Below are 26,403 nucleotides of genomic sequence, written 5' to 3' on the forward strand. Positions count from 1 at the left end.
GACGATAAGTACAGCGTTTGCTTCTATCGTGTTTCCAAATACTTTCTTCCATCATCCGATGGTTCTTCATCAAGTTCCGGTCCGTGACGTTTACAGATATCTAAAAACATTGTCCGGCAGGCAGAATCGGCTGCAGATTCAAAATTTTATTATTCAAAAATAAATAAAAATGGATTCCACCAAAATACCCATCACCAAAAATGTACTGGACACTTCTATTCATTATATTTGCACCAACAACTTGAAGTTATCTTCCTGCTTACGACTTTCCAACAACATAAACTCCAAATATCATTTTGATAATATAAAGATACTTCTTTCTTACCCCAGAGCAAGATCCACCTGTGTTTAACAATATTGTCTTTCATCACAATATTCTCTCATCAGGTTTTCATCTTGCTGGGGATTCCCCAAACCCATTTTTCTATTTATGCCGAGGTCTCAGTACACACTAGAGCAAGATCCACCCCGGTAATACCATATCGCTATTTTAGCAATATGATATTTTCCGGATGTAGGATTCTTGCTGAGGATTGTGCTCCCCAGTTCCTCACATTCAGCATAAATATATAATTGGTTCCTCGAATTTCTTCGGTCACAGCACAGGGAGAAAAAATAGGCTAAACAGCCCTATATCCCTGTGAAATCACCATGTGATTATAAAAACAGCAAGGACAGGAAGTGTGGATACACTTCCGCAAAATTGCCAATTTCGGAGCCATATCCAAAATTGAAAAATACATAAAAATCAAAAATCCGATACCTTACTCGATATCCAAATTTATAATTTTTTCAGATTACAAAAAAACCAATATGAAAATTTTACAAATTTTGTAATACTTGTAAAATTCCCATATTGGTTTTCATTCATCTTTTATGGATTTGGAATATTCTATGTTTTCAAATATTTTACTTTGAGCAAAAAACAGCTCTATAAACTTTTATCATTGCATTTTCTGGTATAATTTCATCAACTCTCCCACACAATCTGCTTCCGTCATTTTTGTACTAAAGCCATACGCAGCCATAACAGCTTTATCATTTGCAGTATGTGCTCGCCGTAACTCGGCTGGCATTGTTAAAGGATCATATAAAGCCGCAAGATTACTATTAGGATATAATGTTCTTGCTTTCAAAATTTCCTGTGCCGATTTTTCAATTTGTTCCCGATTCTTCTCCGTTACTACAGGCCACGGGAAATTGTTATACACTATTGTGTTTGAATAACTATAATCACTTTTTAATCTTCCACACACTGCTCGCATCCATGCCATATGAACATTCGACATCAATACACCAAATTCATAAAATGATGCATTTGGCATAGTGAATAATTTGTCTCCCGGAATAATTTCACCATCTAAATAATCCATTGGAATATATCTACGATTCTGAGAAGAAACTTTGGGAATCGCAATATATTGATTTTTATGTTCAAGTATTGATGCAAATAAAGTTGGATTCTCAGCCGCTTTTTTTGTGTTCGCTCTTGTACTACTAAGTCTAAATTCACGTACTTTATTCACCCGTTCTAATATCATCGGACATTTTTTTAATAATCCAGGATCAGCTCCAACAAGCCAAATACAATATCTCGGCTTTCGATCAATAAAATCTTTTCCCATCATATAATGTCTAAAAAACGGAGAAGCTTGTGGTTCTTTTTCCAAAAACTCTTCCTTTTCCTCTTCCGTCAATATTAAAAATCCACCATCAATTGCTTGCCCACCTAATGCTATTTCAGGAACATTACACAATGGTTTCATTCTTTTTTCAATGAATATATTTTCTGCATCAAGCAAATATCCATTAATATTATTCGCCGGAATTGCGTTCTCACCTGAATAAATTATTTTCTGCTTATTATTTACAGCTCTGCTAAAGCCAACAATTACACAATGAACATGCGCTTTTATTGACGCTTCACTATCCCATATAAATGTTCTGTATGCAAAATCAATATGTACACCTGATTCAAAAAGCGGTTTCCAGAGAATCGAAACACTTTCTCCCTGTGTAATTGAATTAGTTGATACCAATGCTGCTCTGATATTATAATTTTCCATATAGTCAGCTGCTTTTTTATACCAGCAACTAACATAATCAAGATTTCCTATACTCTTCCATCCTTCAAATATCTTCTCAACATCTTCCTTCTGCTCCGACGCCATCCAACGTGCTCCTACAAATGGCGGATTTCCCATTATAAACGATAATTTTTCTGCAGGAATTACATCATTCCAATCAATTCTTAATGCATTTCCTTCTGTGATATTTACATATGTCTTTAAAGGAAGAAAATCATCATTAAATCCATACACAATATTTTTCGTTTCTTCCAACATTTGAGATTCTGCAATCCATAAAGCCGTTTTTGCAACTGTAACTGCAAAATCGTTAATCTCTATTCCATAAAATTGCTGAATAGAAACTCTAATTGGATTATTTACCTCTACCAATGTCATTTGTCCGCCAACTTTTTCCTTTATCACCTCATTCTCCAAACGACGAAGCGACAGGTATGTTTCTGTAAGGAAATTTCCGGAACCACACGCAGGATCAAAAAATGTAAGTGATGCCAATTTATTTTGGAATTCTTCCAATTTTTTATCTCTGGTACGCTTCACTTGAATTGCTCTAATACTATCAAATTCCTTTTGCAAATCTTCCAAAAAAAGCGGACTAATAACTTTATGAATATTTTCAATAGATGTATAATGCATTCCTCCTGAACGTCTGGTCTCAGGATTTAATGTAGATTCAAATACCGCTCCAAATATAGTTGGAGAAATATCACTCCAATCAAAATCTTCTGACGCTTTTGTAAGAAGTAATTCTTTAATTTCCTCTGTAAAAGGTGGTATCTCAATAGTTTCATCAGCAAATAACCCACCATTTACATACGGGAACTGAGCAAGTTCTTCCTCCAAATACTCGTCTCGCTCTGATACAGGTGTATCCAATATCTTAAATAATTCTATTAAAGCTCTCCGGCAATCCTTTACTTCATATGTTTCCAAATAATCATGGAACATATTTCTCTTTCCAAAAATACCAGCATCTTCTGCATACAAGCAAAAAACAATTCGCACACATAAAGCATTCAGGCTCTTTAGTTTATGCTCTCTTTTTTCTTTCTGCTCAAATGTTTCATCCTTTTCCTTAATATCTGGTATACGATATTGTTTTAAAAACGCATCATAAAGAAGCCCAACAATACCTCCTGCTTTTATTGATACTTCCATTTCATGCGATATTGTCTTTACTTCCTTTTTCACCAAGAAGTCCAACAATGGATATTTGCTTTGTAATTCATCTAAAGCAATCTTTGTCGGTTCTGGCTGTTTCTGGTTCATATCATAAATCCAAATTTCAGCAAAATTTGACGTAACAATCCACCGAGCTCTTTCATCAAAAGTCAGCTTCCCATTATATCTGTCTGCCTGTTCAAATGGAGTAAGATCAACATCTCCTGAATTCCTGATTTTCTGATCCAATGCTTTTCCAAGACTCTTCTGTTCAATAATTACTCGTGTTTCAGGAATATATACATCAATACGTTTTGTATTTCCATCAATTACAACTTTCTTTTCAAAGTTCAAACGTTCTGTCACATTATCCATTCCCAAAACATTCGTCAATAAATCAATCCAATAAGAACGTCCATCTTCATCTTCTTTCCCTTTTCCCATCCATCGGTTTACAAATTGACGGGCAGCCTCTCTTTGTTCTGCATCTGTCATGCTTTTTCCTCCTAAATAATCGTACATTCACAAATCTTTCTCCGACTATTTTTACATATCATATCCACAGTATATCATAAAATTATTACAGAACAGCATTCATATATCATTATTTGTATTTTGTCTACACACAAGGAACTTCTACCGCCAAATCATAATAATATTGATACATGATCATGTTATCTTTTGCTTCTATATACACTCTCTGAGCTTCTTTCATCAAGTTATTCCAAATATCTTTGCATTCACTAGGAGCCGAATCTAAAAACCACATATTATTAAATGACATTTCTATCGTCCCCCATAAATCATCTTCTTTACGCTCAGTTTTTATATTCATCTGCATATTTCGGGCAATTTCCAATGCATCTTTTTGTAAAAAAGTAAATTTCACTACTTTTTGAGGATCTGGAACTTTCTTAAAACGACGCATATGAGCTTCTGCCTTTTTTATAATTGTTTCCAATTGTTCATCATGCCATTTTTTATCCTCTAGTATCTCTTCTTCTGACATTTGCGCTTTTTCTGCATTAATTTCTCTTTGCATTTCTTCCAATTCACGCTGTGCAATATCATAATATTTCTTTTCAATCACCATAATCTCCCAACTCCATAAAAAAAGAAACAGTCAACATTTTCGTTACAACTGTTTCCTTTATTTTTGAAGTCCCCGGAGCATTTGTATCACTACATTCTGTTCTTTTTCATCAAGATTATTCCAAATATTCAGAACCTCTTGTTGTGATTCTGATAAGCTTACTGGAACATCCATTCCGGCAAAGAATTGTGCCATTGTTACTCCCAGTGCATCACATATCTTTTCTACAGTAGGCATAGTGGGTAAACTTTCTTTAGCAATAATTTTTCCAATCGAAGATTGAGATATACCAGTCAATTGTGACAGCCGATATTTACTCATATCACGTTTTTTACATAAAGCTATAATATTGTCCGCAATATAATCCTCTGTACGCAAGTAAATACACCTCTTTCCGATAGTAGTTACCTTAATTGTAACTAGAAATCCGAAAAAATATTAGAGATGTATCTTACAAGTATTTACTAAGGGAAACAGTAGTATTAAAACAAAAAAAATAGAACTATATAAAGTTGTATTCCATTAATGTCAGCTTATTATCTAAATGCTCATATTCTCTTTGTATTTCTTCAATTTTATCATATAGTTTCAACACTGTCGAACCCTTTATCATTTTATTTTCTTGGCACATCTGCCGGAATTTTTCTTTGTACTCCCCGCAGTATTCTTCCTTTTTCCTCTAATCCTCCAGTGTTTTGATTTCCTCTTTATCTGCCATGTATTTTCCTCCCAGACATAATTTTTAATACATAAATGATAACCCTTTTTTCGCTGTTGTTCAATTACAACTCATCGCCTTTTTCTCCCATCAATCGACAATCTTCTTTTTGCTATATACATATGATATACTTCTCTTTATACAACCAATTGCTGTTGTGTAGCTCACCATTTTTTCTATCTACAACACAAAAAAGTCAAGTTGTGATGGAAAGGAGGTGAGGACATGGAAATAAATTATGCACTTATAGGCAAACGTATAAGAGAAACCCGCAAACAACGAGGATTATCTGCCGAGGAGCTGGCTGAAATTGCTGATCTTTCTACTGTTTATATAAGCTATATAGAAAATGCCAAGCGTAAACCCAGTTTAGAATCTTTAATCAAAATTAGCAACGCACTTGAAATTACTATTGATGAATTACTCTATGGGAACTTGTTATACAATCCTACTGAATATCAAACTGACATTGATTTATTAATGGCAGATTGTACCAGCACTGAAAAACGTTACATATTCGAGGTTCTTTCAGCCATAAAAAACATTTTACGAATCAATGATTGGCATCTATCCTCAAAACACAATTACGATGCTGATAACCTGAATGATTATTAAATCATTCAATAACAATCAAATATCTATTTCTACATAAACCATCCGTTAATCACTTAACCGATGGTTTATGTCTTTTTCAATCCAAAAATTCTATGATAGTTATATCAACTATAAAGGATGTCGCTATTGATGAAAGAAAGTGAAGAACGAAGCAGTAATATTGATGAACAGAAAGCCAGAATCCGGCAAAGATACAAAGGTATTGATCCAGAAGAACTGGAAGTAATTCCGGCACTTCCACCAGAGGATATTTTTAAAACAGAAAAAAAACTACGAGTAGCTGTATATGCAAGGGTATCTACGGATGATCCACGCCAAACATCCTCATATGAATTGCAGAAAAATCATTATCAGGATGTAGTAAATAAAAATCCGAATTGGATGCTTGTAGAAATATATGCCGACGAAGGCATTTCCGGCACTTCGCTTCAACATAGAGATGCATTCAAAAAAATGATTGAAGATTGTGAAGCCGGAAAAATTGATTTAATCATAACAAAAAGTGTATCCCGATTTGCAAGAAACGTTGTTGACTGTATCCGATATGTACGAGAGCTTTCTTCACTCCGTCCACCCGTCGGTGTATTTTTTGAAACAGAGCATTTAAATACTCTTGATCCCAAAAGCGAAATGATTCTGTCATTCATGTCAACACTTGCGCAGGAAGAAAGTCATACCAAAAGTGAAATTATGAATTCTTCCATTGAAATGCGTTTTCGTCGGGGAATATTCCTTACACCTCCTCTGCTCGGATATGACCAAGACGAAAATGGAGATCTTGTAATCAATCCACATGAAGCTAAAATTGTGCAGCTTATTTTTTATATGTATCTGAATGGAAGCAGTACTCAACAAATTGCTGATTCTTTGACAGAACTCGGTTGTAAAACAAAAAAGAATAATGATGTCTGGTCATCCAGTACCATACTACAAATCCTTCAAAATGAACGCCATTGTGGGGATGTTCTGGCGAGAAAAACATGGACTCCAAATTATCTTGACCATAAATCAAGGAAAAACAATCAAGACCGTAATCAATACAGAAAAGTCGGACATCACGAAGCTATTATCTCCCGAGATGATTTCATAGCTGTTCAAAAATTAATTACAAATGCGAAATATGGAAATAAAGAGATTTTACCAGAATTACATGTGATACAAGAAGGCTCTCTAAGTGGATTTATAAGCATTAATCCAAGATGGTCTGGATTTAAAGCCAGAGACTACTTTGAAGCATCTCAAAGCGTCCTTAAACCGGCAAATATGAATGTACCTGATACAATTACTGCTTCCGCCGGTTCCTTCGATTTAAGAGACTATGAAGTTGCCAGAGGACAATTTTTCTCCTCTGTTGGTCGGATTTCTGTTTCTTTTTCATATAAACAGATCTCTTTTAACAAAGATGCTATACGGAAATTTCCAAACATAAAATTTGTCGAACTGCTAATACACCCAAGCTCAAAACTACTTGCTATCCGACCATGTTCCTCTGAAACAAAAAATAAAGTGCAGTGGTCACGTCTCAAAGATGGTCAACTTATTCCAAAACCAATTTCCGGCGCTGCATTTTTGCCAACATTATACGAGATATTTAAATGGGACAAAAAATGCAAATATAGAATATTAGGAGTTGCCCACCAAAAAGACAATGAAAATGTCCTTATTTTCAACATGGACGATACAGAAATACGAATACCGACAAATACCAACGACGTATCCGCCCCCAACAATAACACGCCTGATACAATATCTGATTCTAAGAGTGTGTTAGCTTATCCTGCCGACTGGATGAATAGCTTCGGTAATAATTACTATACTCAGTCTCAAGCGCCAGAATTAACAGAATTTACAGCGGACAAAAACTGGCAGACTGCTTCAGAAAGTAAACCTTATAAAGAACCCGAGCTACAAACCACTCCCAAAGAAACCATTATACAAAATATAAAGAATATTATTACAGAAATTAAAGGAGACACCCAATGAGCGAGCAACCTATAAATCAATGGAATATGACTACAGAACCTTCTGATATGATGAAAATCAACACACCTATGCCAATAACAGTCGCACCCAGCCCCTCAAATCAAATGGAAGTCATTGACGATGATTCTTTCAGCTATGACGGTTATCAAGTTGTACGTGGCGAATTCTTCGCTCATATTTACGAACCTTCGTTTACGTTTAATAACTACAAGGTATCTGTAAATACCGCCTGCATAAAAAAACTACCCGATGTCGAATATGTGCAAATATTAGTCAATCCCATTGAAAAAAAACTGGCTGTCCGTCCCTGTCGAGAAGAAGAAAAAGACTCTTTTCGTTGGTGTTCCTCTGGAAAAAAGCGTTCGCCAAAACAAATCACCTGTCGAATTTTCTTTGCTAAAGTGATATCTCTCATGGACTGGAATCCTAATTATCGGTACAAGATTCTCGGCAAACTAATTCGTTCTGGCAATGAAATACTGTTCATTTTCGATTTAACTTCACCTGAAATATTTCCTCGTACACTAAAAGACAATGGAACTGTAACCACTGCTAGGACACCTTCTTATCCTGAAGAATGGAAGAATCAGTTCGGTATTCCAGTGGAAGAACATCAAAAATCAATGCAAGTCAATATATTTGAAGGCTACGCAGTATTTGACATACAAGAAAAGAAGAAGGCAACTGATAAATCCATAGAAAAAGCAAAAGAACCATCAACAACAGAAAGTGAGGAAAAATCCTATGAACAACAAACACTCTTCCCATCCACTAATATGTATTGACTTTAAAAAGAATCGTATACGAATCCACCGCAATACACTCCGTCAAATTGGTAACCCAGAATATATTCAACTTCTTGTTAATCCTGATCAAAAAATGATAGGTATAAAGGCTAGTTGTGCAGAGGATAAATTGGCACATAAAGTTAAGGATTATTTTGTCATCAATGGTAACAGTTATGAATTGTACAGCCGAGAATTACTATATTCACTTTCCCAGCTTAACCTTTCTTGGGAGAAATTTAACATTTTTCGTTTAGAAGGCAATATTTACCCAAATAAGAAAATAGCTCTATTTTCCATGGATAACATCATCACAAAACTGCCACAAACAGAATTCAAATCAGAAATAATGGGAGATGAGTATGCGCAATTATAGTATATATACATTAAAAACAAAATTAGAATTCACCAATTTGTATCAATATCTCAGTGAAAAAGATTATAAACAACTTGAACAACAGATATTATGTCATTCCTATCACACCCCAATCTGCACATGGAATGGTATTGTCATTAATGGTATAGAAGCGTATGAATTATTTCGTAAACACAGTATTCCTTTCCGAATAAAAAGACTCCATTTTTCCAGTAAAGAAGATGTAATTTCATGGATATGTACTGACCAACTTAAACGAGAGGATTTAACCAATATCAATAAAAAATACCTGATTGGGAAAAAATATGATGCTGAAAAAATTTTAGTTTCAAGACAACTTTCATCTACGAATAAATCTCATATTTCCGGTGCAAGCATCGCAGCGAAAAAAATATCCGAAGAATGTAATGTAGCAATGGCTACCGTTTACAAATATTCTGCTTACAGTAGTGCACTAGATATAATTGATGAAAAAGTTCCCGATTTTGTCAAACGAGTTCGTTCTGGTCAGCTCTGGATTTCCCAAGCTAATATTATTGAGCTTTCAGGATTATCAAAAGAGCAGCTTTTAAGCCTAAATAACTACCTTCTTGCCGAAAAGATAGAACATCTCAGTTATCATGATATGAAAAGGGAATTACTATGGAATAATTACGCCAAACCGATGTTAAGGAAAGAATCTTCCGTTTCTATTCCTTCAATACGCAACCTGCCACAATTTGATCCAGATGCGGAAATTGCAAGTCTTACATTGACGATTCCCTCGTGGAACAGTTCTATCGAAAGAGTATTAAAAGTTTCAGATTTTAAAATTGCATCTGATACAGCAAAATATAAGCTTAAATATCAGCTTATGTGCCTAATATCAACAACAAATAATATTTTAAAAAAATTGGAGGAAATATAATTATGGATGGAAATACCGAAGATTTACAAAAGTTTGTTCCCCAAGTGCATTTTGAGCAAATACCTATTAAAAATTTATGTTCAAATCAAGATTATCAACGTAATCTTTCCATCAAACACGTTCAGCGTGCTGCAGCTAATTTTGACCTTTATCAGATAAACCCTGTAAAAGTAAGTAGACGTGATGGGATAAATTATGTGTTCAACGGACAACACACTATAGAGATTGTTGCTCTCGTCTCTGGATCAAGAGAAACTCCTGTCTGGTGTATGGTTTATGATAATCTTGTTTACACCCAAGAAGCAGATATTTTTGCAAATCAGATGAAATATGTCAAATCGTTATTACCTTATGAAATATTCATGGCTAATATTGAAGCTGGTAATGATAGAGAACTTATTATTCGTGACCTTGTTGAATCATATGATCTCACTATTACTTCTTCCTCTCGCCCCGGAGGTATATGTGCTGTATCCACTTTAATTAATATCTATGAAAAATATGGTTTTCACACTCTTGATCGTGTTTTACGCCTTTGTGTTGCCACATGGGAAGGTGCGCCTATGTCCTTTAGTTCCAATATGCTTAATGCTATTGCCCGTTTGGATAATGCTTATGGAGAAACAATGAAAGATGACACCTTTAAAGAAAAAGTTGGGCGTGTCTCTGTCAGGGAAATCAGTCGTACTGCCAGAGAACGTCGTGCCGGTTCATTAGGATTCGCAGAAGCTCTTTTACTAGAATACAATAAAAAATCCAAGTATTCACTTCCTTTTGAGAAATTATACACTCATAAAACACCCAAAAAAAGAGAACCATCAACTGAAGATGAATCCGGTCAAAGTTCCACTCCAGAAGGTCAGTTAGATTTATTTTCTACGGATCAAGAGAATACTCAGGCTCTGCCAAACGAATAGCGCAGAGCCTTCAGCCTTTATTCTATCCATACTTTCAAAAGAACACCATGCTTTAAGGCTCTCTTTCATGCAATCACTATGTTATCTTATCCCAAATTCATCATCCGCTCCATCCGCCACCTTATATATGAATACCCATTCCAAATATTTGCTTTTACCGGATACTCTTTCCTGTAAACAAATACAGTGTGATATTTAACAAAATGTGTTCTACACCAATTATGTATATCTTTCATATATATGTTATTTATACCATTCACCCACTGTTCTAAAGACCATATGTCTTTATCTGACACTAACTCCATTATGAACAGTACATTATAATATTGAATGACACCTACTCTCTTCCGTTCCTCTATTAACCTTTTACACAATAATCTATACTTAATGTTCATATCGTTCCTATGTCTCTCCCTCTAATCTATATTTTCCATCCTTATATACGTTATATATATAATTATTATATAGTACATATAAGGCTCTGCAGCATATCCACTGCCTCTCCTCCACGGACTTCCCCTACAATTATCCTATCCGGTCTCATTCGAAGGGCTGACCGGATCAGATCTCGGATCGTTACTGACACCGCGCCCGCCATATTGGCCATTTTTGCCTCCAGACATACCAGGTTATCAATTCCCCGGATCTTAAGCTCCGCATTATCTTCAATGGTGATCAGGCGCTCATCTTTTGGAATATATTCTGTAACAGCTCCAAGGAATGTTGTTTTTCCACTGCCTGTACCTCCACCGATCACAATAGAATATCTTGCCTGAACAAGTTTTTTTAAAAACTGTGCACATTCTTCGGTGATGCTTCCAAAAGCGATCAGTTTTTCCATTGTGATAGGATCATCCGGAAAACGACGGATCGTCAGGATCGGACCATTCAGAGCAACCGGATAAACCACTGCATTCACACGTGCTCCGTTTTCCAGCCTTGCATCTACAATGGGCATGGACTCGTTGACAACCCGGTTACAGCGCCCTACGATCTGCTGGATCACATCCTCCAGCTTCTCTTCTGACGTGAAGACCTTATTCCATCTGGTCAATTTTCCTCCACGTTCCACAAAAATATGATCCGGACCATTTACCATGATCTCCGTAACACTTTCATCATCGATCAGTTCCTGCAGAACATCCAGCTTGCGCACAGAACAGAACAGCTCCTGTCTGAGCTCTACTTTCTCCTTCAGTGAAAGAAACAGTTCCCTTGCCTGAGTTAATATCAGTTCATCGATCACCCCCAGGATCTCATCATCGGACAGCTCTCTGGAAACATCCAGCTGTTCCATGAGCAGATCATACATTTCCCGGAATTTTTCTCTGTTCATGACCGCTCCTTTCTCAAAAGTTCACGGATATAATCTCCCAGTTCACTCCAGACCAACTGTTCTACGTAAGCGTCAGAAGAGATCCTATCCATATGAAAGGGCAGATGCACCTTTTCTGTTTTTTCCAGGATCTTTTCTTTATTCCAGATACGCAGAAGATTTTCGAATTGTGTCACCTTACAGACAGAAAGTGTGTCATTCAAAACCGGCATATAGATTTTTCTGCACATTTCCAGAAGCCGGAAATCCTCATCTCCATTTTCTCCCATATCCAGGATCAGCACTTCATAGGAACTGTGAAGTACGATCTCCTGCAACAGCCGCTCCCAGTCTTCCCAGTCCACGGTCCGGATATCTGAAGGTGTTCTTACAGGCGGTATAAAATCCAGATTGTTTACTGTCTGGATCATTCCGTTCATTCTATGGATCAGGTTTTCATTTCCCTGGCGAACATAATAAAACAGATCACTCAGATTAGCCGGAAATTTTTTCCCAAGAAGTTCCTCAAAACCAGAATAGGATTCCAGATTCAGATAAAGAACGGCACGTTCTTTCGCCAGTATCTGTCCCAGCGCAAGTGCAAAGGATGTCTTCAGACACCTGCCAAGAGGAGAAAAAACACCGATGATCTCCATTGTCTTTTTCAACACAGGAAAAGTTACCGGATCAAGAGACTTCTCTTCTCCATAGCAGGCCATCACCTCCCTTATCACATCTGAGGAAGATTGATATTTATACACACTTGAATACTGATCCAGTTCCGGAGGATGCACACCCTCTGAAAGAATGATGATCTTTCCGATACCAAGGTCACGGACTTCTTTTCGCATTGCTTTATCGGAAATCAGCAGCAACTCAATATGATTTTCTTTTCCGTAGGCAATGAGACTTTCCGCCGTGGTAAATGCCTGGATCTCAAACGGAAGATTCTTTTTCTGGTTCAGATAATCCATAAAATTGAAAGCATAATCCACCTCCAGATCACAGACCGCAAATATGTTTTTCTTCAATACACACCTCCTGCATAAAGCACCGCACTCAAAAATATGGGTACCGTAAAATGAAAGTTCTCCGGAAAGCTCATCCCCTTTCTGTAATAAGGACGTATCTCACCGGTACAGTAAAACTCATTCATATACTGATATAAATAAAGGAATCGTCGGCGGATACCGCCTGTAGAAATAAGAATTGCCAGAGAAATGCCTGCACCTGCAAGCAGAGAATAAACAATACATTCCATAACTGTCCGCGGCCCCATGATCCCGCCAAGTGCGCACAGAAGCTTGATATCTCCGGCGCCGATCATATGGAATATAAAAAGGATTCCCAAAAGAAGCACCGGCACGGCCACTCCTGCCAGAAAGATCACTCCACCTTTCGGCCCGTTTTCTGTGATCTGGATCAGGAAACCGATCATAAAAGAAAAAAGGATCCATCCATTGTCTACAGATGCATCTTTAAGATCCATCCAGACCGCCATCGCAGATATCACCACGGATAATTCTCCATAAAGAAACATACACGCCCCCTTTCCTTCTTAAAATATATGTTTATTCAGTTATGATAAAAATGGGATTTCCCGCCTGACCTGGCGGTGATCGATACCAGAAGATCTCTGGTGAAATTAATTATAGAATTTCAGGAGCATTTTGTCCAGCATTTTCGTTCGACAAATTCTGACACGAATTTTGCTGTCATCTGCTCCTGAAATTCTTTTTATCTTTTTATTTTTTATCGTTTTATCTTCTATGATCCTATCGGATCTTTACTCCGTCCTTGATCACTGCTTTCAGTTCCAGATCCTGATCCAGCAGTACCACATGAGCTTTTTTACCTACTTCCAGAGATCCGTACTGTTCTTCCACACCAAGGCTTCTGGCCGGATTTATGGTCGCGCAGGCCACGGCTGTTTCCAGCGGAAGCTCCATCTTTTTAACAACTGTACGCATACAATCCATCAGATTTGTGGCAGATCCTGCGATCGCACCGTCAGATACCAGTGTGGCAAGTCTTCCCACAACCTTAACATCCAGTCCGCCCAGTGTATACTGACCATCCGGCATACCGGTAGCTCTCATACTGTCGCTAATCAGGATCATCCTGTCAGCTCCCATCATCTGAAATGTAGCTCGAACAACAGACGGATGGATATGGATCCCGTCACAGATGATCTCTGCCATAACATCCTTATTATCAAAAACAGCACCTACGACACCTGGTGCACGATGCGTAAACGCAGGCATTGCGTTATACAGATGGACTGCATGGTTTGCTCCTGCTCTGCATGCTTCCATTGCTGTATCGTAATCTGCATTGGTATGTGCCAGAGAAACATTGACCCTTTCATGAACTTCCCGGATAAATTCTGCTGCATGCTCACTTTCTTCAGGTGCAATCCCTATAAATTTTACCAGACCTTCCGAGGCCTTTAAAAAACGGTCACAGATTTCCACATTACATGGCAGGATATTCCTCGCGTCCTGTGCCCCTTTTTTCGCCGGGCTGATAAAAGGCCCTTCCATATTGATCCCCAGAAAATCCGCCTTACGGCAGTTCTTTGTTTCTTTTTTATATTCTGCAGCTGTATGGAGGATCTGCTCCAGTTCCTCTACCGGTAAAGTCATGGTAGCCGGTGCGATCGCTGTAACTCCTACCGATGCCTCATATTCCGCGATCCTTCCGATCGCATCCTTGTCTCCGTCGCAGAAATCATCTCCCTTGCATCCATGAAAATGCAGATCGATCAGTCCCGGAATGGCGTAGCAGCCTTTTCCGTCCAGAACATCCCCGTTAAGCTGCGGCGCATCCTTTTCTTCATAAACCTGTCGGATCTTATCCCCATCCAGGATAATCCCGCCTTTTACAAATGCTTTGTCCGGTGTAAAAACATACACATTATCAATGATCATAGTAAAACCTCCCAAAATCCCCATTTGTGATCATAAACAAAAAAGCAACCAGAAACATGTTCTGATTGCTTTCAGTTAATAGCCAGTACGGGAATCGAACCCGTGTTTCCGCCGTGAGAGGGCGGCGTCTTAGCCCCTTGACCAACTGGCCATATTCTTTTGTTTCTGTCGTTTGATTTCGTTTTTTGTTGTTTCCCTCAACCGACTTCGTTAGTATATAACACTTTCTTTCAAAATGCAAGTACTTTTTTTAATTTTTTTAAAAAATTTTCATGTTTTTCACGTTTATTCGTTTTTTACCCATTTTCCGGTATTTCGTACGCTTGACCACTGCTGGTGTAAGTGCTACTATCAAAGCACCAATACGAAAATAATCGACTACGGATAATGATCCGCCCGGTATAACAGAAAGAAGGAATTGGATGACTCGCATTTTGTGTCTCGGAGACAGTATCACAGATTGCGGACGGCTTTTCTCCGCAGATCCTCTTGGAAAAGGATATGTGAAGCAGCTCTCCTGTCTGCTTCATAACACAGATCACCGATTTTCCATTGAAAACAGAGGTATTGATGGTTTCACCCTGGAACGGCTTCTTCAGAACACAGATTTCTGGCTGGAAAGCTCTGATCCGGATATTGTTACCGTCCTGATCGGGATCAATGATGTGGGGATCATGATGAACACCCGCCGTTCATCTGCACAACAGCAGGATCTGATGAACAAATTTGTCACCCGTTATGAGCTCCTTGCAAAAAAGCTATCCTGCACAAACTCCCGGAAACGAAAGCTCTATTTCCTGGAACCCTTTGTTTTTCCATGGCCACGCTGCTACGCTTCCTGGGCTCCCCTTCTTTCACAGATGTCTGTGCATATTAAAAAGATCAGTCAGGATCATGGCGCCGTTTTTCTCCCGCTGCAGAACGATCTGGATCAGGAAGCTGCACGGTCCGGGCCTGCATCAATAACTTCTGACGGTATCCATCTCACACCACAGGGGCATCAGATCCTGGCAGATAAACTTTATAAATTGATCATATCAGAAAGGTAATACTATGGAAACAACGATCAAAAAAATCGAAGATATGTCACTGAACGCATGGCCTTCCCATAAAATGGAACTTTATGACGGATGGATCTTACGTTTTTCTTATTTCTATACGCACAGGACCAACAGTGTGGAACAGTTCGGAACCTCCACACTTCCATGGCGCGAAAAAATCCCCTACTGCGAACAGGTCTATAAGCGTCTGGGAACTCCTGCGATCTTTAAGATCAGCCCCCTTGTATCCCCGGATTTTGACTATATGCTGGAAAACAGGGGCTATTCCGTTCAGCACATAACAAATGTTATGACTGTAGACCTGGACAATGCCGTTCTGGATGTGCCTGTCACCGATGTGCTTTTTTCCAATGAAATTCCGGATTTCTGGATCCACAGCCTTTTTGACTTGAAAAGAACTACAAATCCGATCCATCGAAGCGTCGTTCCTTCCATGTACCGTGCCATTCTTAAGGAAACTGTCTGCGCTTCCATAACAAAAAACGGCGAGATCATTGCCACAGGTCTTGGAATCCTGGATCGCGACTACATCGGTATCTATGCCATTCATGTGCGTGAAGATTATCGCCGCAGAGGATATGCCCGTCAGATCTGTACCGGTCTTCTCAATGAGGGCAAAAAAAGAGGCGCCAGCCACGCTTATCTTCAGGTGGTAAAAAACAATACTTCCGCAGAAAAGCTTTACAGCTCTCTTGGATTTCAGTATTTTTATACCTACTGGTTCCGTGTTCAGCCTGTAGGAACACGTTTTCAGTAAATGCATGGATTTTCCGTAAATCCCTGTAGAAATCAAAAAATCTTTTTGCTATAATACCCTTAATATGTATAAAATCTTTCCTGCCTTCATATACTGATCCTTATCAATCAATAAGGAGACTGATCCGATGAACGATTCGCAGGAAAAAAACACCCAAAATCCCTATCATATTTATTACGATAATTATCTGGATACCAATGCCTGTACTGAATGCACGGGTCTGATCAACCATGGAATCGACAGCCGTGAGCAATGGGATTCTTTCCGCCAGATCTTTGACTTTATACCGGCGTCGGAAACCCATGATCTTACAGATAAACAGGACTGACCGTTATCCCGGGTCGGAGGACACAAATGAAAAAACTGTCTGCTGCATGTATGATTCTCGGCCTTTCCCTTTTTGTGGGAGGCTGCAGCAATGATCAGATCGATGATCATATTATTTCTCTTCAGGATAAAATTTCAGACGTTACTGCTTCAGATTCCACAGAACAGGAAGATCAGGAGCCTTCCACGGAAGAACGTGTTTATATAGATGAGCTTACCGGCACACTGCTGGATTTTGACGGTACACACCTGACGATTTCCAGCAATGGAGAAACCTATGTATTTGATGTTTCCCAGACAAGGCTTGAATGCAAATACGGCGTTGTATCCAGTGATCAGGTCAGTGTGATCTACCAGGGACAGCTTTCCGGAACGGATATCAGCACCATTTCCCCCATCAAAATAACCGACAAATATCATAATGAAACTCCTCTGGAGGACCGCACTTTAAAGGGCAAAGTGAAATCACTCACATCCAATGCCCTTGTGATAGTTACAGAAAAGGGAAATACCGTAACCTTCCCTGTCACCGGTGTCAGACAATACTACAAAAAAGGCATCAAGGCCGGCAAGTGGGTCTATGTCCATTTTCGCGGTAAATTCATCAACGAAACCCTCGTGGGTGACAAGCAGTATGACGGCAGTTTCACAAAAGTGATCAGTGTCTCCGATACGGATCCACTGAAGGTACCTGCTGCAACTCCTACTCCTTCCCCTGAACCGAAGAAAAAAGAGCAGCATCTCCGTGCAAAGATCGTAAGTGTCAGCACCAGCACAATGACTGTCATCCCGCAGGCCACAGGATCGGAACTGACAGTTTCACTTTCCTCCGCCCCTGTATATTTCAAAGGAGGAATGGCTCCGGGATCTTATGTAAACATTATCTATACCGGTAAATTTAATGGTGAATCCACCAGCGGCATGAAGATCCGTGGAATCACCGGGGAGGATCCGGACATACTTTCCGTACGCAACATTACTTCTACTGTAACCGGCACGATCCTGGGCACAACCGCCAATACCGTGCTGCTCCAGACATACGACGGCGTAAAGATCCTCTGCAGCCGTGAAAACGTTCCGGACCTTTCCTCAAGCGGAATGGAAGAAGGTGCCGATCTCCGGGTTACTTTCAACCCTGCGAAATCACGCACCTCCAATATTTATACCTGTATTAAATTCGAAGACCCGTGACAGAAGATGGTACGGATCCTTTTTTCTCCATCTTCCATCCAGCTTCGTACTGCCTGCGTATCACCCAGTATATCAAAAAAAGCTCTGCTTTCATCCTGTACACCCTGGCCGTGAAGAACCTGATATGCACCGGCATCGCTTCCTACTGCCACATGAACCTTCTTTTCAAAAGCTTTCTTCAGATTCTGCTCGCCCGTCTTTATAATAGATGCAAGGATCGTATCTTCAAATCTGCCGCAGCCTTTAAGATTCCGCACAGTTACAAGTGTCGGAACCCACACGCTTTCGCTGTCTGCCAGCATGGAAATCGTCTCATCATCCATATAGTTCCCATGCTCAATACTGTCAACACCAGACTCCACTGCTGCCTGTACGCCATAGCATCCATTTGTATGGCTCATCACGGCAAATCCCTCTTCATGAGCAATATGTACCATTTCTTTCACATCCGTTGCTGAAAGCGGCGTTCCCGTAATTTTCCCGTGATCTGCAAAATCCAGAAGCCCTGTAGTCATGATCTTGATAAAATCCGCACCTTCAGCGGCAGCTTCCAGAACTCTTCTGTGATATTCCTTCATGTCTGAAAAGCTTTTTCCAACGATCTTCCCGTAATGCCCCTCTTTATAAATGGCAAAAACCGGTGTGCGATAGTCAATTTCATATTCCGGGGCCAGTCTGGCAGCCCGTTTTGACACACCGTAATGATCTCCTCCGTCTCTCACAAAACGGATTCCTCTTTTCCGGTATTCCTCAAGATGAGCACGGATCAGTGCATCCTGGGGGCCATTTTTCTGTGTCTCAACGGCTTTCCGGTAATCATAGCCATTGAGAAATATATGTGCATGACATTCCCCAAACATTTTCATCACTGCTCAAAAAAGTTTCGGATCTCTTTCTCGGATGCCTGCACCGACCCCTGTACAAAGAACGGCTTTCCACCTCCGCGTCCGTTTAATTTCGCATTCATCTCTTTTGTAAACTGACGGAGATCGCCGTCTTTTTCGCCCATTGCATACTTGTAGCTTCCGTCTGCATTTCCGGAAAATACCGCACAGCAGCCCTGGCAGGTCTGTGTCACGGCGTCTGCAAGCTTCCGCACACTGTCTGCATCCATTCCATCCATAAAGATGAGAACGCTTCCGCTTCCTGCATAACGCTCTGCCTCTTTCCGGCACATGTCGTCTACCAGCTGCCCAACCTGTCCTTTCAGTCGGAAATTCTCTTCCTGAAGGCGTTCCACTGCCTGCGCAGTCTTATCCATTTTTGCGGAAAGCTTTACAGAAATCTGGTGGTTCTGGTCATTGACCATGTTCAGATAATCCAGCACACGTTTTCCGCAGATCATCTCAATACGGACACCTTCACGAAATTTTTCCACGGAAAGAAGTTTCACCATTCCGATCTCTCCGGTATGTGTCACATGAGTTCCGCAGCATGCACAGATATCCACCCCTGGAAATTCTACGATCCGCACCTGACCGGTGAGCTCTTTTTTGCTTCGATAATCGATCTTTTCCAGTTCCTCCGCTGTAGGATATATGATCTTTATCTGCGTATCTTCCCATATCTTTTGGTTTGTTTTCCGCTCGATCTCAGCAAGCTGCGCCTCATCCAACGGGCCATTCAGATCTATGGTAATGGTATCGCTTCCCATATGAAAGCCTACATTATCATATCCGTAAGCCTCATGGATCAGTCCGCTCACCATATGCTCACCGGAATGCTGCTGCATCAGATCAAATCTTCTTGCCCAATCGATGCGTCCCTGTACTTCTGTTCCGGCTTCCATCGGCTGATCTGTATAATGAAGAAGTTCTCCCTCTTTTTCATGCACTTCCTTTACTTTCACATCGTTGAGATATCCGGTATCGCTTGGCTGTCCACCGCCCTCCGGGTAAAAAGCGCTCTCATCCAGAATGATATGAAAACCTTTTTTTGCTTCTCTGCACTCCAGGACTTTGGCTGTAAATTCTTTTTTATATACATCTTCATAATATAAACGTTTCGTCTCTGTCATTTGTCTCATCCTTTCTGCATCTCTGCTTTGACGACTTATAGTATAGACCAAATTTTCTCTCCCCGCTATATAAAAACGGCATTTATCCAATGATTTACATATTTTTCTATAAAAGCTGAAGGCTTTCCTTCAGGTTCCGCGTTATAATAAATGAAGCGGGAAGAGAAGGGAGCTGATTGCATTACACGGGAAGAATATCTGGAATATCTGATACATACATACCAAAACTTAATATTTTCCATTTGTCTGAAATCGGTGGGCAATCCCTTTGACGCCGAGGATCTGACACAGGATGTTTTTCTTTCCGCCTACAAAAATCTCTCCCGTTTTGATGGCACCTACGAAAAAGCCTGGCTCAGCAAGATCGCAGTCAGAAAATGTCTGGATCATCTGAAAGCAGCTGGCAGACGTACCATTCCCACAGAGGACACCTATTTTGAACAGCTCCATGATAAAGAGTTTTCCCCGGAGGAGGCATTTCTGGACAAAGATTTCAAGGATCGGATCCGGCATTTATGTGCAGCGCTGAAAAGCCCCTACAGGGAGGTTGCCCTTGAGCATTTCTGCGAAGAAAAAACCGCCGCAGAAATTGCAAAAGCGCAGAATAAAAATATCAAAACAGTCCAGACGCAGATCTACCGGTCCAGATCTATGCTGAAAGCACTGCTGGAAAGGAGTGATTAGATGCACATACCACAGGATGAATTACAGAAATTCCAGGACGGAACCATGAATACGGATGAAATGATCCATTTTCTGGAGCATATGGAGCAATGTGACTTCTGTCTGGATGAACTTCTTCAGAATGAGGATGCCGCTTCTGAGTATGCTCCATCCTATCTGCAGGATGAAATTCTGAAAAAAGCAGCTTCTCCGGAAGTTCAGGCTTCCAGAAAAATACATGAAACTGCTTATTGGATGAAGCTTCTCTGTGCAGGCTTACGGACTGCCGTAGGCATGGGTGTTGCGCTGATCATGCTTTTTTCTGTATCTCAGACAGATTTTACGGCTCTTCATCCTTCACCGGAAACAAAAGTTAAGATTTCTTCATCCCTTGACATTGGTTCCGGCCTAAACCAGCTTTCCATGCAGGTAGGTTCCCAGCTCAGTGAACATTCTCAGAAGATCAGTAATAATCTGAACGATCTTACGAATAAAATTATAAACGGAGGCAAGTAAATTTATGAAAAAACAAAAACATGGTTTCTGGGTATTTATCTTTTCCCTGATCCCCGGTGCCGGGGAAATGTACATGGGATTTAAAAAACAGGGACTTAGCATTATGCTACTGTTCTGGGGATCGATCGCACTGGCATCCATAACCGGTCTTGGATGGCTGGCCATGTTTCTCCCGGTGATATGGTTCTATAGTTTTTTTAATGTCCATAATCTGAAATCCCTGTCAGAAGAAGAATTCTACTCTGTAGAGGATAATTACATTCTTCACATGGATCAGTTTTCCGGTGATATGGGAAAATTCTTACAAAAGCATCAGAGTGCAGCTGCATGGATTCTGATCCTGTTTGGTATCTGTATCCTGTGGAGTCGTTTCACAAGTCTTCTGTACTTCATTGTACCGAATAATATGGCCGACTATGTATACAATATCTGCAACAGCCTTCCGCAGATCGTCATTGCTGCAGGTATCATTGCTGCAGGTATTTATCTTCTTACTCAGCAGAAAAAGAAACTGAAACAGGAAACCGAAACAAAAGATGAACATTACTGGGAACCCTATCGTCCATATCAGCAGCTGACAGAAAAGCCTGTTCATACTTCTGATAACTCAGACAAAGATACAGCTTCTGAAACTTCTTCCATTGCTGATCCGGAAAATACCGAATCTGATCCTGCTTCATCCACAAAATAACAGAGAAAAAAAAGATCCACTGCCAGTTTCCTGACAATGGATCTTTTTATATGATTTAAATTTACTGCTTATGTGTTACTTTAAGACGTGTCATCGCTCTCGCAAGTGCCATCTGGTTCATATGATACTCCTGGATGCTCTGTTTCTGACGAAGCTGCTCTTCTGCACGTTCCTTTGCTTCCTGAGCACGGCGGATATCAATCTCGTCCGGACTCTCTACGCTGAGGCAGAACAGCTTGGCACGGTTATTGATCATCTCAACAAATCCGCTGCTCACAGCAAACACATACTCATTACCGTCAGCATCCTCAAAACGCATCTCACCGGGAATGATGGCAGCTACAACATTCGCATGATGGGCAAGAAATCCCTGCTCACCATCCACTGCCGGGATAATAAGCTTCTGAGCACGTCCTGCATAAGCCAGTTTATTGCTGGCATATATTTCCAGGCCAAATGTCTCACTCATAGCTGCTCCTTACTGCCGGTTCTCCTCGGCTTTTGCTTTTGCAATTACATCATCAATGGTTCCAACATTAAAGAATGCGTTCTCCGGATAATCATCCATCTCACCGTCAATGATCGCCTTAAATCCGCGGATCGTCTCTTTCAGAGGTACATATTTACCTTTGATACCGGTGAAGTTCTCAGCTACATGGAACGGCTGGGAAAGGAACTTCTGGATCTTTCTTGCACGGAATACTGTCTGCTTATCTTCCTCTGAGAGCTCCTCCATACCAAGAATAGCAATGATGTCCTGAAGTTCTTTATATTTCTGAAGGATCTCCTGTACTCTACGTGCAACCTCGTAATGTTCCTCACCAACAATATCTGCCTCCAGGATACGGGAAGTAGACTCAAGCGGATCTACGGCCGGATAAATACCCTGCTCAACGATCTTACGCGAAAGAACGGTTGTTGCATCCAGATGGGCAAATGTTGTTGCCGGAGCCGGGTCAGTTAAGTCATCGGCCGGTACATATACTGCCTGTACAGATGTAACAGAACCTTCCTTGGTAGATGCGATCCTCTCCTGAAGCTCACCCATCTCAGTTGCCAGTGTAGGCTGATATCCTACTGCGGACGGCATACGTCCAAGCAGAGCGGAAACCTCAGATCCTGCCTGTACAAAACGGAAGATATTATCAATGAAAAGAAGTACATCTCTGTGCTCCTGATCACGGAAATACTCTGCCATGGTAAGTCCTGTCTCAGCAACACGCATACGTGCTCCAGGCGGCTCGTTCATCTGTCCGAACACTAAGGCTGTCTTTTCAAGAACACCGGATTCCTTCATCTCTGTCCAAAGGTCATTACCCTCACGGGAACGCTCACCGACACCGGTGAAAATAGAATATCCACCATGCTCGGTAGCGATATTCTGGATCAGCTCCTGGATAAGGACTGTCTTACCAACACCGGCACCACCGAACAGACCGATCTTACCACCTTTTGCATATGGAGCAAGAAGATCAATAACCTTGATACCTGTTTCCAGGATCTCAACTGCCGGTTTCTGCTCCTCAAATGAAGGCGGATCACGATGGATGACCCAATGCTCTTCACCGTCCAGAGAATCACCGCCATCTACGGTATCTCCAAGAACGTTGAACAGACGACCAAGTGTTTTATCTCCAACCGGAACCTTGATACCGCTTCCGGTAGCTGTTACTTCTCTGTCTCGCTGCAGGCCCTCGCTGGCTCCCAGCATGATGCAGCGTACGATATTATTTCCAAGGTGCTGGGACACCTCCATAACGCATCTCTTACCGTTGTTCTCGACTTCAAGGGCATCCTTGATATCCGGAAGCTGTCCGTCTTCAAAAACAACGTCTACAACAGGTCCCATAACCTGTACGATCTTACCTTTATTCATAGTCATCACTTCCTTTTTTGTGCTTTAGCACCGCTGATAACCTCAGTGATCTCCTGGGTGATCGCAGCCTGACGTGCACGATTATACTGAATGGAAAGATCCTTCAGCATCGCCTTCGCACTATCTGTAGAGGACTGCATTGCTGTCATTCTCGCACTGTTCTCACTGGCATATGCCTCTACAAGACATCCATAGATCACACCTGTAAGGTAGTTGGGGATCATAGTATCCAGAAGCACATCTGCAGACGGAGATAACACGATCTCCTCCTGATAAATATCTGCCGGGATCTGACCCACCTTAAAATCAGCCTTTTTCAGCGGTAAAAGCTGCATATTCACATTTTCCATTGCCATCGCATTCAGCATCTGTGTATAGACAATGTGAATTTCATCCAGCTCTCTTTCAAGAAATGCCCGTACGATCTCTTCCGTGATAAGGCGTGCTCTGTGCATAGTCGGCTTCTGCACGGTATAATGAAAACCGCCGTCCATATCCACATCTCTCTTGCCGAAATACTGACGCCCTACCATACCAAGGACATACAGCTTGTGATGTCCCGGTACCTCTTCCATGAAATCTTCTGTCATTTTCTGTACATTATGATTGTATGCACCAGCCATACCTTTATCACCTGTAATGACAATGGTACCTACCTTTCTTTCATCCTTCGGAACAAGATGACGCTCACTGAAGAAAGGATGCTGAATGTCCGGCATATGACGGAGGATCCTGGCAATGGCAGCCTGCATATTATAGAAATATGGTTCCGTATCCTGCAGGATCTTCTTGGCCTTCTGCATCTTGGAAGAAGAAATCATGTACATCGCATTGGTGATCTTCATGGTGTCCTGAATGCTTTTCATACGAGTCTGTATTTCTTTTGCATTTGCCATATCAACACCTACCTGCTCTTATCTCTGAATTCTTCTGCCGCCTTTACGATTTTCTCTACAAGCTCATCAGAGAGCTGCTTTGTAGTCTCGATCTCTTTGCCGATCTCAGGATATACATTATCAAAGTACTCCAGAAGATCCTTCTGATATTTCTTGATCTCTTTCTTTTCTACATCTACCATCAGCTTGTGAGTCGCAACGCAGAGAGTAATTACCTGCTGATGAAGACTTAACGGGCTGCAGAGCGGCTGTTTCAGAAGCTCCATCAGACAGCTTCCGTATTTCAGCTGTGCAGTTGTAGCCTCATCCAGATCTGAACTGAACTGGGTGAACACTTCCATCTCTCTGTACTGTGCCAGGTCGATACGTACACTACCGGAAGCTTTCTTCATAGCCTTGGTCTGTGCAGCACCACCAACACGGGATACGGAAAGACCAACATTGACTGCCGGACGCATACCTGAGAAGAACAGATCACTTTCCAGGAAGATCTGACCATCTGTGATGGAAATTACGTTTGTAGGAATGTATGCAGATACATCACCGGCCTGTGTCTCGATGATCGGAAGTGCCGTAATGGATCCGCCGCCTGCCTCTTCACTCAGACGGCTGGAACGCTCCAGAAGTCTGGAATGAAGATAGAATACGTCACCAGGATATGCCTCACGTCCCGGAGAACGCTCAAGCAGAAGTGACAATGCACGATATGCCACTGCATGCTTGGAAAGATCATCATATACGATCAGTACGTCTTTACCCTGATACATGAAATACTCTGCAAGAGCAGTACCAGCATAAGGAGCAATATACTGAAGCGGTGCACAGTCGCTGGCTGTTGCGGAGAATACGGTTGTATACTCCATTGCACCGTATTTTTCAAGATTGGAAACTACCTTTGCAACGGTAGAAGCTTTCTGTCCGATAGCAACATAGATACAGATCACATCCTTACCTTTCTGGTTGATGATCGTATCGGTTGCGATGGATGTTTTACCTGTCTGTCTGTCGCCGATGATCAGCTCTCGCTGTCCACGGCCGATCGGGAACATGGAATCAATGGAAAGGATTCCTGTTTCCAGAGGTACAGTTACAGACTTACGGTCGATGATTCCAGGAGCCGGGTTCTCGATCGGGCGGTATTCCTCTGCCTGGATCTCTCCCTTTCCATCAATAGGCTCACCAAGTGCGTTCACGATTCTTCCGATAAATTTATCCCCTACCGGAATACCTGCCTGCTTGCCAGTTCTGGCAACCTTGGTGCCTTCCTTGATTCCTGTATCCTTTCCGAAAAGAATACATCCCATGCTGTTGGCACGGACATCCTGTACCATACCTTTCAGACCATTCTCGAAGGTCACGACCTCACCGTACATGGCATGATCGATGCCATAAACAGTTGCGATACCATCTCCCACGGAGATGACAGTGCCTACTTCCTGGTCCTTGCTGATTTCGTCATAGTTCTTTATTTCTTCCTTGAGAATCGAAATGATTTCATCTGGATTTATTGCACCCAATTCA

General features: G+C 41.0%; 25 protein-coding genes, 1 tRNA gene and 1 pseudogene. 13 read left to right on the forward strand and 14 right to left on the reverse strand.

The window, feature by feature from the left end; genetic code table 11:
* Positions 1-944: 944 nt before the first annotated feature.
* From NE638_RS00345 to NE638_RS00355, 3 genes are all read right to left on the reverse strand, one after another.
* Complete coding sequence (locus NE638_RS00345; RefSeq protein ID WP_173686095.1) at positions 945-3,743, reverse strand: DNA methyltransferase; 2,799 nt, start codon at positions 3,741-3,743, stop codon at positions 945-947.
* A 124-nt stretch (positions 3,744-3,867) separates the two neighbouring features.
* Positions 3,868-4,341, reverse strand: coding sequence for a chemotaxis protein CheY (locus NE638_RS00350; protein ID WP_173745595.1), 474 nt, complete (start codon positions 4,339-4,341; stop codon positions 3,868-3,870).
* A 57-nt stretch (positions 4,342-4,398) separates the two neighbouring features.
* Positions 4,399-4,719: a helix-turn-helix domain-containing protein gene (locus NE638_RS00355; protein WP_013976760.1), complete on the reverse strand. Its 321-nt coding sequence runs from the start codon at positions 4,717-4,719 to the stop codon at positions 4,399-4,401.
* Between the two features lie 565 nt (positions 4,720-5,284).
* Here NE638_RS00355 and NE638_RS00360 point away from each other — a divergent pair.
* The 6 genes from NE638_RS00360 (at position 5,285) to NE638_RS00385 (ending at position 10,642) form a co-directional block, all read left to right on the forward strand.
* The gene (locus NE638_RS00360; protein ID WP_055177530.1) at positions 5,285-5,674 is read left to right on the forward strand and encodes a helix-turn-helix domain-containing protein; all 390 of its coding nucleotides are present in this window, start codon (positions 5,285-5,287) and stop codon (positions 5,672-5,674) included.
* A gap of 129 nt (positions 5,675-5,803) precedes the next feature.
* On the forward strand, positions 5,804-7,657 hold the full coding sequence (locus NE638_RS00365; RefSeq protein ID WP_118471001.1) for a recombinase family protein: 1,854 nt from the start codon (positions 5,804-5,806) through the stop codon (positions 7,655-7,657).
* Positions 7,654-8,442 carry a hypothetical protein gene (locus NE638_RS00370; protein ID WP_055177523.1) on the forward strand — a complete coding sequence of 263 codons (789 nt, stop codon included), beginning with the start codon at positions 7,654-7,656 and terminating at the stop codon, positions 8,440-8,442. Before NE638_RS00365 ends, NE638_RS00370 begins: the two co-directional genes overlap by 4 nt.
* Entirely contained in the window at positions 8,402-8,818 is a 417-nt protein-coding gene (locus NE638_RS00375; protein WP_055057195.1) for a hypothetical protein, read from the forward strand. The genes NE638_RS00370 and NE638_RS00375 overlap by 41 nt, the downstream gene beginning before the upstream one ends.
* A complete protein-coding gene (locus NE638_RS00380) occupies positions 8,805-9,725 on the forward strand; it encodes a hypothetical protein (RefSeq protein ID WP_055196442.1) in 921 nt (306 codons plus the stop codon). The genes NE638_RS00375 and NE638_RS00380 overlap by 14 nt, the downstream gene beginning before the upstream one ends.
* Positions 9,726-9,727: 2 nt before the next feature.
* Positions 9,728-10,642 carry a DUF6551 family protein gene (locus NE638_RS00385; RefSeq protein WP_173745596.1) on the forward strand — a complete coding sequence of 305 codons (915 nt, stop codon included), beginning with the start codon at positions 9,728-9,730 and terminating at the stop codon, positions 10,640-10,642.
* A 475-nt stretch (positions 10,643-11,117) separates the two neighbouring features.
* Here NE638_RS00385 and NE638_RS00390 read toward each other — a convergent pair.
* From NE638_RS00390 to NE638_RS00410, 5 genes and pseudogenes are all read right to left on the reverse strand, one after another.
* A pseudogene (locus tag NE638_RS00390) lies at positions 11,118-11,978 on the reverse strand (CpaF family protein); the annotation flags it as partial.
* Positions 11,975-12,988 (reverse strand): hypothetical protein, encoded by a 1,014-nt coding sequence (locus tag NE638_RS00395; RefSeq protein ID WP_021652830.1) that lies wholly within the window; start codon positions 12,986-12,988, stop codon positions 11,975-11,977. The pseudogene NE638_RS00390 and the gene NE638_RS00395, both read right to left, overlap by 4 nt.
* Positions 12,985-13,497 carry a prepilin peptidase gene (locus NE638_RS00400; RefSeq protein ID WP_021652829.1) on the reverse strand — a complete coding sequence of 171 codons (513 nt, stop codon included), beginning with the start codon at positions 13,495-13,497 and terminating at the stop codon, positions 12,985-12,987. The genes NE638_RS00395 and NE638_RS00400 overlap by 4 nt, the downstream gene beginning before the upstream one ends.
* 235 nt (positions 13,498-13,732) lie before the next feature.
* The gene (gene nagA / locus NE638_RS00405; protein ID WP_173745597.1) at positions 13,733-14,887 is read right to left on the reverse strand and encodes an N-acetylglucosamine-6-phosphate deacetylase; all 1,155 of its coding nucleotides are present in this window, start codon (positions 14,885-14,887) and stop codon (positions 13,733-13,735) included.
* 79 nt (positions 14,888-14,966) lie between these two features.
* Positions 14,967-15,038 (reverse strand) — tRNA-Glu (locus NE638_RS00410).
* A gap of 271 nt (positions 15,039-15,309) precedes the next feature.
* On the opposite strand from NE638_RS00410, the gene NE638_RS00415 reads away from it, so the two are divergent.
* The 4 genes from NE638_RS00415 to NE638_RS00430 all read left to right on the forward strand — a co-directional run bounded on the left by NE638_RS00415 (position 15,310) and on the right by NE638_RS00430 (position 18,223).
* A complete protein-coding gene (locus tag NE638_RS00415; protein ID WP_021652827.1) occupies positions 15,310-15,936 on the forward strand; it encodes an SGNH/GDSL hydrolase family protein in 627 nt (208 codons plus the stop codon).
* Between the two features lie 4 nt (positions 15,937-15,940).
* Entirely contained in the window at positions 15,941-16,705 is a 765-nt protein-coding gene (locus NE638_RS00420; protein ID WP_173745598.1) for a GNAT family N-acetyltransferase, read from the forward strand.
* Positions 16,706-16,832: 127 nt separating this feature from the next.
* Positions 16,833-17,033 carry a hypothetical protein gene (locus NE638_RS00425; RefSeq protein ID WP_173745599.1) on the forward strand — a complete coding sequence of 67 codons (201 nt, stop codon included), beginning with the start codon at positions 16,833-16,835 and terminating at the stop codon, positions 17,031-17,033.
* Between the two features lie 26 nt (positions 17,034-17,059).
* Positions 17,060-18,223, forward strand: coding sequence for a hypothetical protein (locus tag NE638_RS00430; RefSeq protein WP_173745600.1), 1,164 nt, complete (start codon positions 17,060-17,062; stop codon positions 18,221-18,223).
* Here NE638_RS00430 and NE638_RS00435 read toward each other — a convergent pair.
* Positions 18,193-19,083 carry an amidohydrolase family protein gene (locus tag NE638_RS00435; RefSeq protein ID WP_173745601.1) on the reverse strand — a complete coding sequence of 297 codons (891 nt, stop codon included), beginning with the start codon at positions 19,081-19,083 and terminating at the stop codon, positions 18,193-18,195. The genes NE638_RS00430 and NE638_RS00435 overlap by 31 nt on opposite strands.
* A gap of 5 nt (positions 19,084-19,088) precedes the next feature.
* Positions 19,089-20,249 (reverse strand): alanyl-tRNA editing protein, encoded by a 1,161-nt coding sequence (locus NE638_RS00440; protein ID WP_114001503.1) that lies wholly within the window; start codon positions 20,247-20,249, stop codon positions 19,089-19,091.
* A gap of 141 nt (positions 20,250-20,390) precedes the next feature.
* Here NE638_RS00440 and NE638_RS00445 point away from each other — a divergent pair, with 141 nt between their 5' ends.
* Genes NE638_RS00445 through NE638_RS00455 form a run of 3 tightly spaced genes read left to right on the forward strand, consistent with a single transcriptional unit; the run spans position 20,391 to position 22,110 of the window.
* Positions 20,391-20,924 (forward strand): RNA polymerase sigma factor, encoded by a 534-nt coding sequence (locus NE638_RS00445; protein ID WP_021652820.1) that lies wholly within the window; start codon positions 20,391-20,393, stop codon positions 20,922-20,924.
* Positions 20,925-21,419: a hypothetical protein gene (locus tag NE638_RS00450; protein WP_022427141.1), complete on the forward strand. Its 495-nt coding sequence runs from the start codon at positions 20,925-20,927 to the stop codon at positions 21,417-21,419.
* 4 nt (positions 21,420-21,423) lie between these two features.
* Positions 21,424-22,110: a hypothetical protein gene (locus NE638_RS00455; protein WP_173745602.1), complete on the forward strand. Its 687-nt coding sequence runs from the start codon at positions 21,424-21,426 to the stop codon at positions 22,108-22,110.
* 61 nt (positions 22,111-22,171) lie between these two features.
* Here the strand turns inward: NE638_RS00455 and atpC are convergent, their stop codons facing one another.
* Genes atpC through atpA form a run of 4 tightly spaced genes read right to left on the reverse strand, consistent with a single transcriptional unit; the run spans position 22,172 to position 26,399 of the window.
* Positions 22,172-22,579 carry an ATP synthase F1 subunit epsilon gene (gene atpC / locus NE638_RS00460; protein ID WP_015525582.1) on the reverse strand — a complete coding sequence of 136 codons (408 nt, stop codon included), beginning with the start codon at positions 22,577-22,579 and terminating at the stop codon, positions 22,172-22,174.
* A 9-nt stretch (positions 22,580-22,588) separates the two neighbouring features.
* Positions 22,589-23,986: a F0F1 ATP synthase subunit beta gene (gene atpD / locus NE638_RS00465; protein WP_015525581.1), complete on the reverse strand. Its 1,398-nt coding sequence runs from the start codon at positions 23,984-23,986 to the stop codon at positions 22,589-22,591.
* 5 nt (positions 23,987-23,991) lie between these two features.
* The gene (atpG, locus tag NE638_RS00470) at positions 23,992-24,882 is read right to left on the reverse strand and encodes an ATP synthase F1 subunit gamma (RefSeq protein WP_022427144.1); all 891 of its coding nucleotides are present in this window, start codon (positions 24,880-24,882) and stop codon (positions 23,992-23,994) included.
* An 8-nt stretch (positions 24,883-24,890) separates the two neighbouring features.
* Entirely contained in the window at positions 24,891-26,399 is a 1,509-nt protein-coding gene (gene atpA, locus NE638_RS00475; RefSeq protein WP_021652816.1) for a F0F1 ATP synthase subunit alpha, read from the reverse strand.
* Positions 26,400-26,403: the final 4 nt, after the last annotated feature.

The organism is Blautia sp. MSK.18.38 (genome assembly GCF_024460535.1).
Taxonomy (GTDB): Bacteria; Bacillota; Clostridia; order Lachnospirales; family Lachnospiraceae; genus Blautia_A; species Blautia_A fusiformis.